Source organism: Xanthobacter aminoxidans (assembly GCF_043193615.1).
GTDB classification, from domain to species: Bacteria; Pseudomonadota; Alphaproteobacteria; order Rhizobiales; family Xanthobacteraceae; genus Xanthobacter; species Xanthobacter aminoxidans.
Window position 1 is genome coordinate 51,737 of record NZ_JBAFUS010000006.1, and the last position, 15,419, is coordinate 67,155.

Annotated in this window: 12 protein-coding genes; 2 read left to right on the forward strand and 10 right to left on the reverse strand. The window is 66.9% G+C overall.

From position 1 onward, the window contains the following. Positions 1-58: 58 nt before the first annotated feature. Positions 59-1,033, forward strand: a complete 975-nt coding sequence (locus V5F74_RS22535) for a DUF2971 domain-containing protein (RefSeq protein WP_394010041.1) — start codon at positions 59-61, stop codon at positions 1,031-1,033. A gap of 135 nt (positions 1,034-1,168) precedes the next feature. On the opposite strand, the gene V5F74_RS22540 is transcribed toward V5F74_RS22535, so the two are convergent. From V5F74_RS22540 to V5F74_RS22555, 4 genes are all read right to left on the reverse strand, one after another. Next, on the reverse strand, positions 1,169-1,939 hold the full coding sequence (locus V5F74_RS22540; protein ID WP_394010042.1) for a 2-keto-4-pentenoate hydratase: 771 nt from the start codon (positions 1,937-1,939) through the stop codon (positions 1,169-1,171). Next, complete coding sequence (locus V5F74_RS22545; RefSeq protein ID WP_394010043.1) at positions 1,936-2,739, reverse strand: shikimate dehydrogenase family protein; 804 nt, start codon at positions 2,737-2,739, stop codon at positions 1,936-1,938. The genes V5F74_RS22540 and V5F74_RS22545 overlap by 4 nt, the downstream gene beginning before the upstream one ends. A gap of 175 nt (positions 2,740-2,914) precedes the next feature. Then, positions 2,915-3,907, reverse strand: a complete 993-nt coding sequence (locus V5F74_RS22550) for an ABC transporter substrate-binding protein (RefSeq protein ID WP_394010044.1) — start codon at positions 3,905-3,907, stop codon at positions 2,915-2,917. Between the two features lie 217 nt (positions 3,908-4,124). Further along, positions 4,125-4,814: a MarR family winged helix-turn-helix transcriptional regulator gene (locus V5F74_RS22555; protein ID WP_394010045.1), complete on the reverse strand. Its 690-nt coding sequence runs from the start codon at positions 4,812-4,814 to the stop codon at positions 4,125-4,127. Between the two features lie 349 nt (positions 4,815-5,163). Between V5F74_RS22555 and V5F74_RS22560 the strand changes: the two genes are divergently transcribed. Then, on the forward strand, positions 5,164-6,099 hold the full coding sequence (locus V5F74_RS22560; protein WP_394010046.1) for an ABC transporter substrate-binding protein: 936 nt from the start codon (positions 5,164-5,166) through the stop codon (positions 6,097-6,099). 40 nt (positions 6,100-6,139) lie between these two features. On the opposite strand, the gene V5F74_RS22565 is transcribed toward V5F74_RS22560, so the two are convergent. From V5F74_RS22565 to V5F74_RS22590, 6 genes are all read right to left on the reverse strand, one after another. Further along, complete coding sequence (locus tag V5F74_RS22565) at positions 6,140-7,549, reverse strand: amidase (RefSeq protein ID WP_394010047.1); 1,410 nt, start codon at positions 7,547-7,549, stop codon at positions 6,140-6,142. Between the two features lie 14 nt (positions 7,550-7,563). Continuing rightward, positions 7,564-8,085 (reverse strand): aromatic-ring-hydroxylating dioxygenase subunit beta, encoded by a 522-nt coding sequence (locus V5F74_RS22570; RefSeq protein ID WP_374254657.1) that lies wholly within the window; start codon positions 8,083-8,085, stop codon positions 7,564-7,566. A 12-nt stretch (positions 8,086-8,097) separates the two neighbouring features. Then, the gene (locus tag V5F74_RS22575) at positions 8,098-10,974 is read right to left on the reverse strand and encodes an FAD-dependent oxidoreductase (RefSeq protein WP_394010048.1); all 2,877 of its coding nucleotides are present in this window, start codon (positions 10,972-10,974) and stop codon (positions 8,098-8,100) included. 86 nt (positions 10,975-11,060) lie between these two features. Further along, a complete protein-coding gene (locus V5F74_RS22580) occupies positions 11,061-12,197 on the reverse strand; it encodes a 2Fe-2S iron-sulfur cluster-binding protein (protein WP_394010049.1) in 1,137 nt (378 codons plus the stop codon). Then, positions 12,194-13,015, reverse strand: coding sequence for an FAD binding domain-containing protein (locus V5F74_RS22585; protein WP_394010050.1), 822 nt, complete (start codon positions 13,013-13,015; stop codon positions 12,194-12,196). Before V5F74_RS22585 ends, V5F74_RS22580 begins: the two co-directional genes overlap by 4 nt. Beyond that, positions 13,012-15,414, reverse strand: coding sequence for a xanthine dehydrogenase family protein molybdopterin-binding subunit (locus tag V5F74_RS22590; protein ID WP_394010051.1), 2,403 nt, complete (start codon positions 15,412-15,414; stop codon positions 13,012-13,014). Before V5F74_RS22590 ends, V5F74_RS22585 begins: the two co-directional genes overlap by 4 nt. Positions 15,415-15,419 lie beyond the last annotated feature (5 nt).

Here is a 15,419-nt window from a genome sequence, read left to right on the forward strand (position 1 = left end):
CCAGCCGGGGCACATTCGTGCTAGAAGACACTAAATTGGGGCTGAGTTTGGGGGCCACATGCAGCAGACATTCGAAGAGCCGTCGCCTCATCATCCCCCTCAACTACAGACCGCTCTCGGTCAATTCCAAGTCTGGTGTCAAGCACAACTAGCCGAAGAGGAAGAGAAGGACCGCGTCATCGAGCCGCTTTATCAATATACCAGCGCCGCAGGCCTACAGGGCATCCTTGAATCTGAGACAATGTGGTTCACCGATTATCGCCACCTGAACGACCCGAGCGAGGTCTGGCACGGAATGGAGCATGCGCGCGAGATCTTTCAGGCCTCCCGGCAAGGTGCCGACCCTCGCGCGCAGTTTTTTCTTGATTATACTGGCGACCTGTTGTCGCGCGAAAACATCGCGACTTTTGAATTTTTTGTCGCGAGCTTTAGTAGTGCTCGCGATGACCTTGGCCAGTGGCGGGCCTACGGTGACAATGGGCGAGGATTCGCGATCGGCTTCGCGCCCCAGATGTTTGCCCCGGAACCAGCTGAGCCGGGGTTGCCGCCTGAAAAGCACTCATTTGTCGGCCGGGTGCGTTATAAACCGGAGCAGATCATCGATCGGAGCCGTCGCGCTATCCATTATGCGGCAGATCACTTTCTGACGACGGCCGTCAAGAACAGCGAACTGATGAGTGACAAGGCGATCGGCTTGCCATTCACACGGGAGTTGAGTGTCCAGTTGGTAGAGCAGCTAATCTGGCATGCTCTGACATCGAAGCACCACGCTTACGAAAACGAACGCGAAGTACGCATGTTGATGTTAGGCAGTGGCTCCATGCTCAAGGGCGTCACTAAGACCAGGATGCGAGGGAGCGCGGAGTTCGTGCCTTACATCGCGCATGCATGGCCGGTACGCGAGCCCGGCAACCTCGTTGAGGTCGTAGCTGGTCCAGCGGCAAACATTCAGGTCGCCAAGAGTCTGCTGGATATGCGAGGGCTAACGAACGTGATGGTCAACCCTTCAACCATCCCCTATCGGCCGGCCTGAAACGCTGTTCCGACCAGCAGTCACAGGGTCCCGCAGCACATCTCAAGGGCCGAATGCTACTGCATTCGCGAACTGAAAAGGCGGACCTATCGGATACCTCTGGCTTAATCTCCCGGTCGCCAATTTCTTCTCATTTCACCTTACCCCCATCTCCCCCCGCCCCACCGCCCCAAAATCCGCCTCAACCCGTCCCGCCCTTTCCAGCCGCACCGGCATCGTCGCCGTGCCGGTCGTCACGGTCTGTCCGGCCAGCAGGGGCGCGCACAGGGGCTGGGCGTTGGCGAGGTGCTGGACGGCCTTGAGCGGGTCGCCGAGGATGCGGGCGCCACTGCCGGTCTCGATCTCGATGCCGCCGATGTGGAGCGTGACGGGGCCGGCGCGGTCGAGGGCGCGCCAGTCGGTCACCGGCGAGCCGGGGATGAAGGCGCCGTTGCCCATGCTGTCGGCAAGGCGCAGGGCGCCGGGGGCATCCGGGCGCACGCGGCCATCGGCGATCTCGAAGGCGGGGATGAGCGCGGCCACCGCGTCCGCGATCTCCTCCAGCGTGTAGGGCGTTTCGCGCGGGGGCAGGTCGCGGCCCAGCAGGAAGGCGAATTCGCATTCCAGCAGCGGCGCGACGAAGCGGGAGAGTTGCACCTCCGCAGGGGCGGGAAACACCCAGCCGGAGAGCAGCGGGCCGGCGACGGGCCGCGTGCCGCCATAGGCCGCGCGGTCCTCTTCCTTCAGCGCCGTCACCTTCCAGCCGCGAATGTCTTCGCCCGAGAGGCGGACGATCTCCGCCTGCACCTGATAGGCCTCCTCCGGCGTCGCGGGCAGGCGGGCGTCGGCGGGCAGATCGACGAGGCGGCCCTCCTGCCGCGCGGCGTGGAGCAGGCCGGCGAGGCGGGCGGCGTCTTCCGGGCTCATGCGCCCGCCTGCGGCGCGAGGCCGAAATAGGCCATCATCAGATCGCGCTGGCCATCCAGCATGTGCTTGCCCTGGTGGATGGCGCAGCCGCGCGCGGCGGCGGCGTGGAGGAGGGCCGTCGTCTCCGGCTTCATCAGCACCTCGGCGACGAGGGTGGAAGGGTCCGCCTTCTCCACATCGAAGGAGAAGGGATCGTCGGGCTCAAGGCCCAGCGGCGTCGCATTCACCGCCAGATCATGGCCGGAGGGGTCGCGCGTGCCGAATTGCGTCTCGATCTGCGGGTAGGCCGCCTTCACCCGCGCGAGCAGCGCCTGCCCGATGGCCGGCGTGCGATCGAAGATCGTGAGGCGCGCCATGCCCGCCCCCGCCAGCGCGAAGGCAATGGCACTCGCCGCCCCGCCGGCGCCGGCGATGTAGACGGATTTTCCTTTCGGCCCCCAGCCCGCCTTGGCGAGGCCGGCGACGAAGCCGTGGCCATCCAGCATGGTGCCGGTGAAAGCGCCATCCGCCTCCCGCCGCACGGTGTTGACGGCGCCCACTTTATCCCCGTCCCCCACCAGCCGGTCTACAATGCCCGCCACCCGCGCCTTGTGCGGCGCCGTGACGATGAAGCCATCCAGATTGGCGATGGCCTTGAGCCCCGCCAGCGCGGTTTCGAGTTCGTCCGGGCGGATGTGGATGGGCACGCAGACGGCATCGATGCCGTGCTCGGCGAAATAGGCATTGAACACGAGCGGCGTGCGCACATGGCCGACGGGATCGCCGATGATGGCATAGAGGCGGGCGGTGCCGGCGACCATGAGGGCTCCTTTTGGTAACTATCCAGTTAGGTGGTTTTACGCGTGTGGGTTGGGCCGGGCTGGCGACGGCTCGGCCCCCGCGCGCGGCGGGGGCCCTGGCATCATTCGACTGACTCGCTCCCGAACGGCACCGATACCCCTGGTGAAAGGGGGCCTGACAGCACCGATATCGCTGTCAGTTCGGCAGGAAGTCGTTGGTGTAGAACTTTGCACCCTGGGCGGGGTCGAGGTCCACGCCCGAGTATTTTGTGAGTATTTCCAGCGTGCCGGAAATATCCTTGGGGTCCGTCCACAGCGGCGGCTTCTGCTCGGTGAGCGCGGTGTGGAGCAGCGGCAGGGTGACAGTCCAGCTCGCAAGAAGGGTCTCACGTTTACCTGCCTTGGGGTTCACCTTCAGCATGGCGTCTACCGCCGCCTGCGGGTTAGCCTTGGCCTCGGCGATGGACTTCTGCAACGCGCGCAGGAAACGCTTGGCGAGGTCGGGATTCTTCTCCAGAAGATCCGGCCGCACGATGACGGACCCGTTCACCGTGTTGACGCCGAAGTCGGCGAAAAGCATGGCGTAGACAGGCTTCCCGGTGGCTTCCTCGATCAGCGGCTTCTGGTCGTTGATGTTGCCGAGGAGGAAGTCCGCCTGGCCGGAAATCACCGCATTTCGCTTGGTGGCGGCATCACCGGTGATGACCTTCACCTGGCTGTCCTGGATGCCGTTGACCTTCAGAAGTGCCGGCCACAGCTGGGAAAAACTGTCACCTGGTGTATAGACGACAGTTTTTCCGATCATGTCCTTGGGGGTGCGGATGTTCTTGTCCGCGAAACCCTGTACCGCCATGGGGCTTTTCTGCAGCATGATGCCCACGGCCTTGATGGGCGCGCCTTTGACGGCCGCCTTCACCATGGTGCCAAAATCCGCATAGCCGAACGTCGCGGAGCCTGCCGCCACCGCCTGAACGGTCGCACCGGAGCCGCGCCCCTCCTCGACAGAAAGCTCAATGCCCTCGGCGGGGAAGTATCCCTTCTCGATGCCGAGGTAGAAGGGCGCATGCTCGCCGTAATTGTACCAGTTCAGCAGCAGCGTCACTTTGTCCGCCGCCGCGGCCGAAAGGGTGGTGCACAACAGCACCGCCGCCCCACCCAGCCACACGCCAAATTTCGCCTTGAGCGCCATCTTATCCTCCCGCTCCACCCAGCCCGTATGATGTGCGGGCCTTGTCGATTCGCTTCCGCCCCAACGCGTTGGCGCGCATCAGGGCGGGACAGATCTCATCAGCGGGGCAACCCGCCGCGAGTTATCTAACCATATAGTTACGTCCGCTCCGCGACGTGTCAAATGGAGGCGCTCGAAACCGGGAGCGAGCGGCAGCCGCCAGCGGCCCGGCCCTCGCTCACTCCTCTTCCTGACCCCGACGGCGGCGGACCCTGAAATCGACCTTCAGCTCGGCGCGGCTGTAATGATTGTTGCCCTCCACCAGCTGGGTCAGCATGGCGAGGAAGGCGGAGCGATATTCCGGATCGAGCGGCTCCAGCAGGCGCTGCTGGGCGCGAACCATGGCGCCATACATCTCGCCCACCAACGCCCGTCCCTGCTCGGTGAGGAAGGCATTCATGGCGCGCCGGTCCGTCTCCGAGCGCTCACGGCGGACGAGGCCGCGCTCGGAAAGCCGCTCCAGCACATCCGCGACATTGGTGCGGTCGATACCCACCTCGACGCCGATGGTGCGCTGGTCGCTGCCGGAATGCTGAAGCAACGTGGTCATCAGGCCGTACTGCACAGGCGTGATGTTGAAGGCCTTGCACTCCTCCAGGAAGATCGCGGAGTGGATCTGGTGCAGCCGGCGGACGAGATAGCCCGGACGTTCCCAGAGTGGCATGGTCGGGGAGGAAGCATCGCGCAGGGGCGGCATCTCCTGCACCTTTGCATCCATCTCGACCGAGGAGGCGGCCTGCTTCGGCGCCTCTGTCAGCCGCTGTTCCGGGGACGGCTTGGTCTCCTGGATCTTCCGCTCCAAACTCCGCCGACGCGCCGCGTCTCGACCGGGGGCGGACTTTGCGTCCAGGGCGCCGGAAGCCGTCATGTCCTTCCCCTTCAAGGCCTCACCTTCCATCTTCCTCGATCGGCGGCGCGAGACTGCTTTGCGCTGCATGACGCCCTGGCCGGAAGAGATGGGAGCACAACCACCGGCGCGCCGGCAAGCGCCAGCACCTTTTGTCGACTCCCGCTCGGGAAGAGGCTTCCTACCAAGGGCACGTTTCGTGCAGTGTACCACACTGCACCACGCTCGATACGGGCTTTTCCCGTGAGGCAGGAACACGGAAAAACAGCATCAAAAAAGGATCAACCCAATGTTTGGACTGTCTGCCCCGACCCTCCTTGCATCAATTATAGGCTGCATGCTGATTGTATTGCCGGCGCATGCAGCGGATGTGATCCGTGTCCGGCTGGACTGGACGCCATGGGGCAACCATGCCCCCTTCCACCTTGCCGCGAAGAAGGGGCTGTTCGCCGCCAACGGGCTCGACGTGGAGCTGGTGGATGGCAACGGCTCCGTGTCCACCGTGCAGATCGTCGGCAATGGCGAGTACGACGTGGGCCATGCCTCGCTCGCGCCCATGGCCATTGCACGCGCCAAGGGATTGCCGGTGAAGGCCATTGCCGGCTTCGTGCGTCAGAACGACATCGGCCTGCTCGTTCCGAAAGATAGCGGCATCAACGGTCCGGCCGACCTGAAGGGCAAGAAGCTCGCCTTCACCGCGGGCTCGCTGGAGGCACCCTTCATCGATCGCTTCCTGGCGGCGGGCGGCCTGAAGCGCTCGGACGTCGAGCTGGTTGCGGTGGATGCATCCGCAAAAGGCGGCACCTACATGGCCGGGCGCTCGGACGGGGTCTTCTCCACCGTGCCGTTCATCCTACCGGTGGTGAACGCCCAGCGCCCGTCCAACACCATCAATTTCACGACCTACGGTCTGACCTTCCCCAGCTTCGGCCTGTTCGCAACGGAGAAGACCATCGCGGCCAAGGCCGACGCGCTGCGCCGCTTCTCCAGCATCGTTGCCGGCATGTGGACCTACATCATGAACGGGCACGAGGACGAGGCCGTTGCCGCCATCATGGAAGCGCGACCGAACGCCAAGCTCAATCCGGCGATCCTGCGCCAGCAGATCGACGTGCTGAAGGGCTTCGTCTCCACCCCGGCCACCCAGGACAAGCCCATGGGCATCATGGCCGAGGCCGATTGGACGAAGGCTTTGGACGTGCTGGCAGAAGGCGGGCTGGTGCCTGCAGGTCAGGCTGCCCCGAGCTATTTCACCAACGACCTGATCGATACTTCCCTGTCGAGCCGGATCACATCCGGGAAATAGGACGCATCTCCCGCAGCCGGGCGCCCGGCTGCGGGACGTCTCAGACGGAAAGCGCCGCGGCGGGACAGGCCGGCGGGGGCATCTCGGCCGCAAGGCCCGCAGCGGCCGAAAGCAGTGCCATGTCGGCGTTCCACCGTCCCACCAGTTGCACGGCGAGCGGACCGCCATTTTCCTCAAGCCCCACCGGAACGGCGAGCGCGGGATGGCCGGAAAGGTCGAACAGGGACAGGGCCGAAGTCCATTCCGCCCGCAGCGGACCGACCGCCTCGCCGTCGATCACCAGCGGCTCCGAAAGGTCGAAGTCCGCCGCCACCAGCGGGGCTGAGAGGCAGGGGGTGAGGATGAAGTCGTACTGTGCGAACTTCGCCTGAACGCCCCGGAACAACTGGGCGCGGGCCACCTGCGCCCGCATCAGGTCGAGCGCGCTGAAGCCCCGCGCGGCCTCGATTCCGGCCCGCAGCGCCGGCGACAGCCGCGCGAAATCCTCTGCGGAGGTCGAGGCGAAACGCAGCGCCCAGTTGGTCTGCTGCAGGGTGCTCCAGATCGGATCGGGCGCGACGAGGGCGTAGTCCTCCTCGACCACCACTGCGCCGAGCCGCTCCAGTGCGCGCGCAGCCGCCCGGGTCGCCGCCTCGACCTCGCGTGAGACGCGGGCATTGCCGGCGCGCATCCACAGGAGCACGCGGGCACCCTCCAGACCTGGCGCGGCCGGGGCGAGCGGTGGTGCCCGCAGGCTCCAGGGGTCGGCTGGAGACGGACCCGCGATCACCGGCAGCGTCGCCGCGATATCTGCCACGCTGCGGGCGATCAGCCCGAGATGGATGAAGCTGCCGAAGGCATCGGGCACCCGCTCGTGCGGCACGAGGCCGAGGGTGGGCTTGAAGCCATAGGTCCCCGTCGCTGCGGCAGGCAGGCGGCTGGAACAGCCGGCGTCGGTGGCGAGCGACACCGGTGTCACTCCCAGCGCGACGCTCGCTCCGGCACCGGAGGAGGACCCGCCGCAGGTGAGGTCCGGCGCGAAGGGATTGAGCGTCAGGCCCGTAAGGGGCGACGACCCGAGCGGCGAATGGGCGAATTCTGTCGTCGTCGTCTTGCCGATGATGATGGCGCCCGCCGCCCTGAGCCGCGCCACGGCAGCGATGTCCGAAGCCGCGGGCTGAGCCTCGGCGAACAGAAGCGACCCCCAGCGTGTCGGCAGGCCGGCACAGTCCAGAATGTCCTTGACCGTAACCGGCACACCGGTGAGCGGCCCCGGCGTCTTTCCGGCGGCGATGCGGGCGTCCATGTCCGCCGCCGCGGCGCGGGCCCCCGCGCCATCGACGGTGGCGAAGCAGTTGAAGCCGGCCTGCGCCGCCTCCGCACGTGCCAGCGCACCTTCAACCGTTTCCATCACCCGCTGTGTACCGGCAGAATGGGCCGCAGCAAGGCGCGCGACCGCGCTCTCTCCCATGTGACGTTCCATGCTCACACCGGGATGCACAAGGCGTTGTCGATGAGCAGGCTGTCATAGATGCAGATGCGCGAGGCGAGCTTGAGTCCCCCCTCCTCCCGCACGAAGCGATCGATGTAGCGACCCACCTGATGGATGGTGGCGTCCGGCCGGTCGAACAGCACCTGGAACACCACATAGTTCGCGGTTGCGTCGATGCTGCCATCCGCCGCCTCGGCGACCTTCAGATTGCCCACCATGTGCCGCAGATAGCGCGGCGCGAACATGGCGGTCTTCTCCAGCGCGAAGGCGCGGTCGCGGATCATGCCGCGGTTCTCGCAATAGATGAGGCCTACGGGGAGCTTCCGATCGTAGTTCTCGCGCGAGATGATGTTGTAGAAGCCGTTGACGGTGAACATCTCGGCCCAGTCCGCGAGGCGCTGCTCGTCGAGGGCGGAGGCATAGGCCTCGTTGAAGGCCTCCACCTCTGCCTTCAGCAGCAGCGCATCGATGAGATCGTCACGGGAAGGCGCGTTGGCGCTTGAAGGGTTCAGCATGTTCGCGCCTCCTCAGGCGATGCCCATGGCGTCGCGCCAGTGGCGGTACATGGCACGGATGGCCGCTTCCGAAATGAGCGTATCGGCGGTACCCGCCTCGGTGCCGGGATCGAGCTTTACGAGATGCTCGCCGCCCGGCACGCCCAGCATGCCATCCTGCACGAACTTGATGGCCTCGTTGTCCTCCAGCCCCAGGAAGCCGGCCGGCCCCATGAGGTTGCCCTGGCGCAGGCGATGGCGGGTCATCTCCTCGTCGTCGCCCTCGAAGCCGAACATGGTCCATTTCATGATGAATTCGTTCGGACCGGTCGGCACGATGTGACGGATGCCCAGCGTGTTCATCTCCCGCTGCACGATGAGGTTCGGCCAGATGGTCGCCATGGTGACGGACCAGGGGCTGTCGAACTCGTCGATGAAGTCCATGAAGCGCGGCTCCTCAAGGGTCATGCCCTCCTTGTAGGCGCGCATTTCCTTCTTCTTGTCGGCGTCGATGTGGGTGGTGTCCGATTTGGCGGAAGCCATCACCCCGTGCCGGCCCGAAGGGTCCGCCAGCATCAGCGACTTGTTGCCCGCGACGAGCAGGCCGAACGTGACCAGGAAGGTGTGCAGCAGGGTTGCGTGATAGGGGTCCTTGAGGTTCTCGTGATAGAGCTTCCAGTTGCCCGGCAGGCTATGGCGATAATGACCGAGCAGCTTGGGCTTGCGGCCGTCGAAGGTGGCCTCGAACTCCCGCAGCACCTCAGGTCCGAGATACTCGGGAAAGCTCTCCATGCCGTCGGCATAGGAGGCGAAGACGACGCCGCGATGGGTGGTGACGTTGAGCTGCTTCAGGCCATGGTCGGCCGGCTTGAAGTCCTTCGGCATGCCGCCCTTGCCGTCCACCCCACGGCGGAAGGGCACACCCACGAGGTTGCCCTTCAGGTCATAGGACCACTGGTGATAGGGGCAGACGAACTCCTTGGCATTGCCTGACAAATCCCGGCAGAACTCGGCCGCGCGATGGGCACAGCGGTTCTCGAAGACGTGGATCGTGCCATCTTCCGCGCGGGCCACCACCACGGGGGTCGGGCCGACATTGGAGCGGATGAAGTCGCCGGGATTCTCGATCTCGCATTCCAGCGCGACGAAATTCCAGGTGCGGCCGTGGAAGATGCGCTCAACCTCGCGCTGGTACACGGTTTCGTCGGTGTAGACCCAGTCGGGGATGATGGAGAGGCCTTCCTGCGGCCACACATATTTCTTGGCGAACTGGACGTCGGGGCTCGCGCTCATGTCGTCCTCCTCGGGATCGATTGGCGTGGGATTGGTTTCTTGGGGCGCAAGAAGACGCGCGCCGTGGGCGGCAAGGTCGAAGGGGGTGTCGGACGCCAGTTCCGCGCGGGCGGCGCGGATGGCGGCGGCATCGGAGAAGGCGATCACGGCCGTGACGCGGCCGTCGGCGAGGGTGCGGTAGACGGCGCCTGCAGTGCCGTCCGTGCCGGTCAGCGCCACCTCGTCGCCGGTTCCGGGCACGCCCAGCATCTGGATGTTGAGGCCGAACTGGTCGGTCCAGAACCACGGCGCTTTGTCGGCGCGGGCGGTATCGTCACCGGCAATACTGCGGCCCGCAGCGGCGCCCTGTTCCTCGGCATTCTGCCAGCTTTCGAGCCGGCCGCGCCGGCCATTGAGGGGCGCATGATGGAGCGCGCAATCGCCAGCGGCCCATATGCCCTCGACGGTGGTGCGGCCAGCCGAATCCACCACGATGCCCCCCGCAACCTCGCAGCCGGCAAGGGTTGCGAGGTCGGTCTCCGGCACAAGGCCGACACCCACGAGCACGGTGTCGGCGACGATCTCGCCCCTCGTGGTCGCAAGGGCCAGAGCCCCGTCCCGCGCAGTGATGGCCTCCACCGCAACATCGCGTCGGACCTCGACGCCATGGGCTTCGGCAAGCCGCCGGAAGGCCGCGCCGAGGGCAGACGGCAGGAGGCGCGACATCAGCTCGCCCTCGCGCTCCAGCAGCACGACCTTGAGGCCGCGCGCCCGGGCGGCAGAGGCGAGTTCCAATCCGATGAAGCCGCCGCCCACCACCGCGACCGTGCGCGCGGACGCCAGGGACGCCGCAATGGCCTGCGCATCCTCAAGGGTGCGCAGGTGGTGGACGCCCGGCAGATCATCGCCGGGAATACCGAGGCGCCGGGCCGTTCCGCCAGTGGCGATGAGTAGGGCGCCATAGGGAATTTGCGTGTTATCCGAGAGGGTTGCAACCCGCGCCTCCGCATCGACGGCTGTGACGCGTACGCCCGGATGGAAGGTCACGCCCAGCGACGCCACGTCGGCGGGGGGAAGACGGCAGGCGGACGCGCGATCGAAGGCGTCGCCAAGCGCTTCCTTGGACAGCGGGGGCCGCTCATAGGGCAGATGCGGCTCGGCGCCGACCAGGTGGATGGGAGCCGAAAAGCCGGCCGCCCGTGCTGCACGGATGGCCGCGGCGGCGGCCTGCCCGGCCCCGGCGATGACCAGAGGCAGGGCGCTTCCGCCAGTGTTTTCAGCCACTTGAGCCTCTTCCAGCGGTCCGGCATCAGAAGGGCTCTCGCTGGCGCTATCGAGGTCCACGAACACATCGCCGCCCTCTACCTTGGCGGCATAGGTGGCGAGGTCCTGGGTGAGAGGGGCGCAGAGGGCACGGCCGGTGCGGATGTCGAAGACGCCCTGGTGGAGGGGGCATTCGATGGTGCCGTCCTCCACATAGCCGTCCTTCAGGAAGGCCAGCGCGTGGGTGCAGATGCCGTGGGTGGCGTGAACCTCATTTCCCAAACGGAACAAGGCGATAGAGACACCATCCACCTCGACGCCGGTGACGCCGCCGTCGCGCAGCGCGTCGAGTTCCGCCACCTTCCTGAAGCCCATCGCGTCCTCCCACCGTTTCCGGCGATTTTAATCAGTATACTTTGTATTTTCGGGCGACAAGACACCCGGCATTCGCACATTCCACATCAGTTCAGGTGGCGTTCCACCCAGGTTTTCACCCGTTCACACCACGTTGCCAGTACCACTTTGAAAATGCCGGTTGCCGAGAGTCCCGTCGCAGCGGTCGGCGCCTCCCCCTTCAGGGCGGCGGCGAGATTGGCCGCAAACACCCCCGTCAGATGTGAGACGAGATTTTGCACGAGTGCCCCCCGTGAAAACTGGGCGAGGGGGCCGGAGATGCGGTAGCGCAGCGCGAGGTCGATGGCGCTGCCCGTGCCGGCCGGCTTCAGGGCGAAGGTGATCTCGCCATGGGCTCTTGAGCCGGAGCCGCCGTCGCGGCCGGAGCCGACAACGAGGCCCGTGCGGGCGACGTCGTCAAAGGTCACGGTGGCGTCGCCGCCGAAGGCCGCCTTGATGGGGCCGAAGGTGACGACCATGCGGCCCTCCAGCCTCTCCCCGTCGAACGCCGTCACCTCGGCGCCGGGGAGGCAGCGGGCGATGAGATGGATGTCCTTCAGCGCCGGCCAGACGACCTCTGGCGCGGCATCCACCGTGAGGCTCTGGCGGATCTCGCTGCCGCCCGCGCCCACCACCGCTGGCGCCGGGGCCGGGGCCGAGGCGGCCTTCACCGCGGAAGCAGCTGCCACCGGCGCGGGCGCGGCAGCAGCCGCGATGCCGGCCGCCTCTGCCTGCGCGCAAGGAGCCTTTCCGGCGGAGACGGCGCACACGGCGTTCACGATGCCCACATAGCCGGTGCAGCGGCAAAGGTTGCCGCTCAGTTCCTCACGCACGGTGCGCTCGGAGCTTTCCCCGAGGCGGCTGACGATGTCGCGCGAGGAGATGAGCATGCCCGGCGTGCAGAAGCCGCATTGGAGCGCATGATGGACGGAGAAGGCCTCGCGCAGTTCGCCCATCAGCGCATCGCCATCGAACCCCTCGATGGTGCGGATGTCCGCCCCGTCGCAGGCGGCGGCGGAGGCGATGCAGGAGCGCTGGGGCTTGCCATCGATGAGCACGGTGCAGGCGCCGCACACGCCCTGCTCGCAGCCCAAGTGCGTGCCGGTGAGGTTCAGCTCCTCGCGCAGGAAATCGGCGAGATGGGTGCGCGGCTCCACCTGTCGGGAGAGGCGCTGGCCGTTGACGGTGAGGGTGATGGCGTTCATGCGAGCCCCGCATCGCTGAAGGCGCGGTCCACGGCCACCTGATGGAGCGCGCGGAACGCCTCCGGGTGGCCCGCCAGCGCGGCCTCGATTTCGTCGTTGGCGGCGGTGCGTGCCCCCGCGATATCACCGGCCTTCAGCCGCTCCCCAGCCCCGACCAGAACCAGCGACGGCGCCTCCACGGCGCCCGCCACCACGCGGGCAAGACCGCGTCCGGCATCCACCACCACGGCGCCGATGGCCTGGGCGAATTCGCCGGTCTTGCGGCACACCTTGTGGTAGCCCGTCTTCGCTTCGGCGGAGAGCACCGGCACGCGCACGGCGGTGATGATCTCGTCCGTGGCGAGCACGGTGGTGTAGGCCGCCAGCATGAAGTCGGCCATGGCGCAGGCCCGGGTGCCGGAGCGGCCACGAATGAGAAGCGTCGCGTCCAGCACGGTCATGGTGCTGATCCAGTCCGCCGCCGGGTCCGCATGGGCGATGCTTCCGCCGATGGTGCCGCGATTGCGCACGGCGCGATAGGCGATGCCGTGGGCGACGCGGCGCATGAGCCCGCCGGTGACATCCGGCACGACGCCGTCCTCGATCTCCGCATGGGTCCAGCCAGCGCCGATGTCGAGATGGGTCGCGCTGCCTTCCAGCGTGCGCAGCTCGCCCACGCGGCGCAGGTCCACCAGAGCGGCGGGGCGGGCAAGGCGGAGGTTCAGCATCGGCCCCAGCGAGCAGCCGCCGGAGACGGGCTTTGCGCCCTCCCCCGCCAGCACCGAGAGCGCCTGATCGAGGGAGGTCGCGAGGGTGAGGTCGAAGGCTGCGGGCTTCATGCGGCGCTCCGTCCGTTATTCGCGCGACGCGCCTCGGCCAGCGCCGCGAGCACCCGCTCCGGTGTCGCGGGAATCTCGCACAGGGTGGCGCCAAGATCCTTCAGCGCATCGTTGATGGCGTTCACGATCGCCCCCGCCGGGGCGATGGCGCCGCCCTCCCCCACGCCCTTGATGCCGTGGGCGGAAAAGGGCGAGAGCGTTTCCGTGTGGGCGATGCGCACCTTCGGCAGTTCGGTGGGACCGGGCAGCAGATAATCCACGAGGGTGGAGGCGAGCGGCTGGCCTTCGGAATCGTAGGTGCTTTCCTCGAACAGCGCGGTGCCGACGCCCTGGGCGACGCCGCCATAGGCCTGCCCCTCGACGATCATGGGGTTCACCATGCGCCCGCAATCCTCCACCACCACATAGTCGAGGATTTCCGTCGCGCCGGTCTTCACGTCCACCGCCACGAGGGCGGCGTGGGTGGCGTAGGAGAAGAGGCCCGTGTCCACGTCCGGCTTGTAGCCCTCGGTCACTTCGAGGCCGCCGGTGTCCACGCCGTCGGGCAGCACCTCGGGGGTGCGATACCAGGCGCGGGCGATCTCGGCGAAGGTCACGGAGCCGGTCGGCCCGTGGATGGCGCCGCCCTCGAACCGCACCTGATCGGCCGTGCACTGCATGAGATGGGCGGCCAGCGCCTTCACCTTCTCCGCCAGCTTCTGCGCCGCCTTGGACACGGCCCCGCCGGCCATCACCATGCCGCGTGAGGCATAGGCGCCGGTCGAGAACGGCGTGGTGGCGGTGTCGCCCAGCGTCACGCGGATCTGCGCGATGGGAAGGGTGAGAATTTCGCTCGCCACCTGCGCCAGCGTCGTCTCCAGCCCCTGGCCGATGGTGTGGATGCCGGCCTTCACGTCGGCGCTGCCGTCCGGGTTGAGGCGGATGGTGGCCTGCTCGTAGCCCGGCACGAGCGGCGTGCCCCAGGAGGCGAACACCTTGGTGCCGTGGGCGGACTGCTCCGTATAGGTGGAGAAGCCAACGCCGATTCGCCGGCCGTCCATCTCGCCCATCTTCTGCCGGGCGCGGATGGCCTCAAAGCCGATCATCTCGCGGGCGGTGGCCAGCGAGGCGGGATAGTCGCCGCTGTCGTAGAATTTCTTGGTGATGTTCAGGTACGGCATGGCCGCGGCGGGCACGAGATTTTCCGCCCGCACGTCCACCGCCTCGCGGCCCACGGCGGCGGCCACCGCATCGATGGTCAGCTCCATGGCGAAGCACACGCCCGGCCGCGCCACGCCGCGATAGGGCGCGAAGGGCGGCTTGTTGGTGGCCACCGAATAGGTCTTGCAGCGATAGTGGGGCCAGATGTACGGCCCCGGCAGATTGCCGCCGGCCTGCGCCGCCTCAAGGCATGCCGTGAAGGGCCAGACCGAATAGGCGCCCACATTCACCGCAACTTCCGCGTCGAGGGCAAGCAGCTTGCCCCGCGCGTCCGCATAGGCGGTGATGACATATTCATGCTCGCGGGCATTGGCGCCGGCGGTGAGATGCTCGCGCCGGTCCTCGATCCAGCGGAAGGGGCGCTTCAACGTCATCGCCAGCCACGCCACCAGTATTTCTTCGGGCTGGAGCAGGCATTTGTAGCCGAAGCCGCCGCCCACATCCGGCGGGGCGATGCGGATCTGCGCCTCCGGCAGGCCGAGCGTCTCGGCGAGGCCGGCGCGGATCATGTGCGGCACCTGGGTGGAGGTGTTCACCACCAGCGTGTCGTTCTGGAAATCCCACCACGCCACCAGCCCCTTGCCCTCCATGGGGTGCATGCACTGGCGGCCGGTGCGGAAACGCTTCTCCACCTTCACAGCGGCGGTGCGGGCGACCTCCTCGATGCCGCCGGAATCGAAACTGGTTTCCAGGAAGAGGTTGTCGCCCCACGCCTCGTGCAGCAGAGCGGCGCCGGGGGCGCGGCCGCTGTCGCAATCGACGATGGCGGGCAGCTCCTCATAGTCGAAGAGGGTCGCCTCGCAGAGGTCTTCCGCCTCGGCGCGGGTGGGCGCATAGGCCATGGCCACGATGTCGCCGACGAAGCGCACCTTGTCGCGCGCCAGCGGGGGGTGGGCGGAGAGCTTGTAGCCGGGGATGGTGGAGCGGGTGATGATGTCGGCGACATCAGCGCAATCCGCCGAGGTGAACACCTCGCCCTCATGCCCCTGCGGCTTGGTGACTGCGAGGATGCGCGCATGGGCCACCGGGCTGCGCAGGAAGGCCACGTCGCTCATGCCGGGCATGCGGATGTCGCCGGCAAAGCGGCCGCGGCCCATCAGGTGGCGCGCATCCTCCTTGCGGCGGACACGGGCGCCGATGCCTTCGCCGCTGACGGCGGGATGGGCTTCGTGATCCCGAGTCTGTTGGTCGATCGACATGGCAT

Coding starts and splice junctions, on each gene's coding strand:
- V5F74_RS22545 (WP_394010043.1), bottom strand. CDS start 2,739: ATGGTCGCCGGCACCGCCCGCCTCTATGCCATCATCGGCGATCCCGTC.
- V5F74_RS22550 (WP_394010044.1), bottom strand. CDS start 3,907: ATGGCGCTCAAGGCGAAATTTGGCGTGTGGCTGGGTGGGGCGGCGGTG.
- V5F74_RS22575 (WP_394010048.1), bottom strand. CDS start 10,974: ATGGGCTTCAGGAAGGTGGCGGAACTCGACGCGCTGCGCGACGGCGGC.
- V5F74_RS22535 (WP_394010041.1), top strand. CDS start 59: ATGCAGCAGACATTCGAAGAGCCGTCGCCTCATCATCCCCCTCAACTA.
- V5F74_RS22580 (WP_394010049.1), bottom strand. CDS start 12,197: ATGAACGCCATCACCCTCACCGTCAACGGCCAGCGCCTCTCCCGACAG.
- V5F74_RS22540 (WP_394010042.1), bottom strand. CDS start 1,939: ATGAGCCCGGAAGACGCCGCCCGCCTCGCCGGCCTGCTCCACGCCGCG.
- V5F74_RS22585 (WP_394010050.1), bottom strand. CDS start 13,015: ATGAAGCCCGCAGCCTTCGACCTCACCCTCGCGACCTCCCTCGATCAG.
- V5F74_RS22565 (WP_394010047.1), bottom strand. CDS start 7,549: ATGGGAGAGAGCGCGGTCGCGCGCCTTGCTGCGGCCCATTCTGCCGGT.
- V5F74_RS22555 (WP_394010045.1), bottom strand. CDS start 4,814: ATGACGGCTTCCGGCGCCCTGGACGCAAAGTCCGCCCCCGGTCGAGAC.
- V5F74_RS22590 (WP_394010051.1), bottom strand. CDS start 15,414: ATGTCGATCGACCAACAGACTCGGGATCACGAAGCCCATCCCGCCGTC.
- V5F74_RS22570 (WP_374254657.1), bottom strand. CDS start 8,085: ATGCTGAACCCTTCAAGCGCCAACGCGCCTTCCCGTGACGATCTCATC.